We start from the raw sequence: 2,537 nt of genomic DNA, 5'->3' as shown, positions 1-2,537 counted from the left end.
ATGATTTTAATTCAGAATTGTTTCCGTCTGAGTAATTTCTGCTATTATTTGCAACGGCTTTGTGCATGGTTTCGTTAAGGAAAAGAGCGTAGCACTTTTCCGAATTTGAACGAAAGATAATAAAAGTGCGAGGAAATTCCGCAAGGAAGTTCCACCTTAATGAATTATGCGCATTGTTAGGTTTTCGTTTTATTGGTTTTTCCGTTCTATTTTAATTCTCAATTATTATTTCCGCAAAGATTCTAATTCCGTAATTATGATTTCACGCTTTGCTATTCAATTCCATTTTCAAAACTTCTCAAAACTCTCAAAGTTTGTAATTTTATTTCAAAACTCTCCAGCTTTTAGATTTTTATTTACTGAAACAATTCTAAACTGGAATTTTTCTATTTGAAAAAAATTGGCTTAAAAAACTAAATTGTTCAAGCTACTTTTTTTGAGTTGTAATTAAATTCCAAAATAGCTTTTCTGTAAATTTTTCCACCATTGTAAGAATTCACTTTAAAAACTAAAAGCCTAATTTTTAACGATTTTACGTTAATGAAACCTAACGGTCTTGTGTATGGTTAGTTGCGTGGTTAAGCAACTAAATTAGCAAACTTTTACGAACCCGAGAAAATTCCGCAGGAATTTTCGCAAGTAGGCACGTAAAAAGCAATTAATTATACACGGTGTTACCTGCTGGCTTTATTTACGTAAAATTTTTATTAACTCTTCAGCACTCAGATGTGCAAACACACCGATTAATAATTGTATTGAACTGACAACAGCAAACTTTTCATCTTCCAGAGTCGAATAGTTCTTATTTTCTAATGATTCAATATCGTATAATAAAACTTCTGTAATATTTTGTTTCCCTTTATTATTAACCCTTTTTGTTCCATTTGCCAAAATGTAGGTTGTCGGTTCAACATTTTTTGAAAGTTCAATCGCTTTTTTTCCAATAGTAATAATTTCGTCAGTCGAATTTGATTCCCAAATATCAAATTTTAACTTATCCAGTTCTTTAATTAATTCAATTTGTTCCTCTGTAGGTTTAGGTTGTCTATGCATATTAATTCAGTTTTATTTCAATCGTTTTGTTTTCGAGGTCAATTTCAATCCATTCCGAATTCGATTCCAATTCAGGCATTGATTCGGTTAAGTCTAAACCCTTTGAGTAATTACTTAAGGCTTTTTGTCCAAAATAAACAGTCGCTTTAAATTCCGTTTGTCCAGTTTTTCCAATCCACGCTTTAGTTTCTATTTTACGTTTATCATTCACGTATTTTTTAGTCAATTGTTTTTCTGTTGGCAACCACGAAACACCATCACACCAAAACCCTTTTAATTCTTTATCAGTCGATTTTTTCAATTCGTGACAAATTCGGTATTCTAGTTGAGTGCAGAATTCCTCATTAAATGGTGTCTCGATTTTTTGTTGTGCGTTCGTCATTTCAGCTTGCAGGTAACGTGTTTGTGTAAGATTAGTTGCGTGTTTCAAGCACTAAAGTTAGTAAATAAATAACAGATAGAATGTCCGCGAGGACTTTCGTAAATTGGCTAAAACCAGCAATTAATTTTACACGGTGTTGGCAATAGTTATTTTAATTCCTTGTAAATTGTGTTTATAATTTCAAGAGTTTTATTAATTTTCAATTTTAAACCTTTATTATTTATTTCTGGATTGAAGTCTTTTGCTTCATAAATATTTATTTGCTTATAATTCCAGTATATTCTAATACTTGGCAATGAATTATTTATTAAATTCCTTTTAGATGAATTTTTAATATTTTGATAATATTCTTGGTTTAAAAATTCAAAATCTATTCGCCCATTTATATTTAGATTAATTCCTTTTTTAGGAAAGTCATTTATTTTAATAGATTCATTGAATTCTATTTTATGATTTGGATATGTTTTTTTCAAAATTTTCATTAAACTTGGTAAATGAAAATTCCAGCATTCGATGTAATTTGGATTTATCTTTAAAGTGTCTGAATTGGATTCAATTACTTGTTTTGATACTTTTTCAATAGATTTTTCTTTTGAAGATGAATTCTTAATGGATTCTATTTCTTTTAAAGTCTCTTCATAGATATTTGAATCAGAATTTTTTTCAATCAGTATTCCCATTTCTCTATTATTTCTTTCAGAAAACTCGTATAAGTTCATTGAAGTAATAATTAAAGACTTTTCATTATGATAGCATTTAGCGTGTAGATTTTCACAAAAAAATAGTTCTAAATTTTTTAAAGATTCTATTTTCTTTTTTTCTTTTATTCTAAGTTCACTTTTTCCATAAATAATTGTAATTATTATATTTTCTTTATCTGCGTCTGCTAATCTATCAATTAAATTTTTGCTTAAATTTAGATATGGTGTAACTAAAGTCAGGTTTTTTTCTGCATTTAGTATTATTTGTTCAATATAAAATGAGTTTCCTACAGTTGTTAGGAATTTAGCCATATTATTTTCAGATTTGAGTGAGTTTAATTATTGCCAACGGCTTTGTGCATGATTTCGTTAAGGAAAAGAGCGCAGCGCTTTTCCGAATT

The 2,537-nt window shown here is 28.7% G+C and carries 3 protein-coding genes; all 3 read right to left on the bottom strand.

The genetic code is table 11. The annotated features are described in order from the left end of the window. Window positions 1–687 precede the first annotated feature (687 nt). The 3 genes from P2G10_RS12690 to P2G10_RS12680 all read right to left on the bottom strand — a co-directional run bounded on the left by P2G10_RS12690 (window position 688) and on the right by P2G10_RS12680 (window position 2,448). Complete coding sequence (locus P2G10_RS12690) at window positions 688–1,053, bottom strand: hypothetical protein (protein ID WP_275316967.1); 366 nt, start codon at window positions 1,051–1,053, stop codon at window positions 688–690. A gap of 1 nt (window position 1,054) precedes the next feature. After that, window positions 1,055–1,483: a hypothetical protein gene (locus P2G10_RS12685; protein WP_275316965.1), complete on the bottom strand. Its 429-nt coding sequence runs from the start codon at window positions 1,481–1,483 to the stop codon at window positions 1,055–1,057. Between the two features lie 98 nt (window positions 1,484–1,581). Then, window positions 1,582–2,448, bottom strand: coding sequence for a phospholipase D family protein (locus P2G10_RS12680; protein ID WP_275316963.1), 867 nt, complete (start codon window positions 2,446–2,448; stop codon window positions 1,582–1,584). Window positions 2,449–2,537: the final 89 nt, after the last annotated feature.

Source organism: Tenacibaculum bernardetii, from assembly GCF_029125915.1.
Lineage (GTDB): Bacteria > Bacteroidota > Bacteroidia > Flavobacteriales > Flavobacteriaceae > Polaribacter > Polaribacter bernardetii.
The sequence above is the reverse complement of the archived record's forward strand: the minus strand, read 5'-3'. Positions and strand labels throughout refer to the sequence as shown.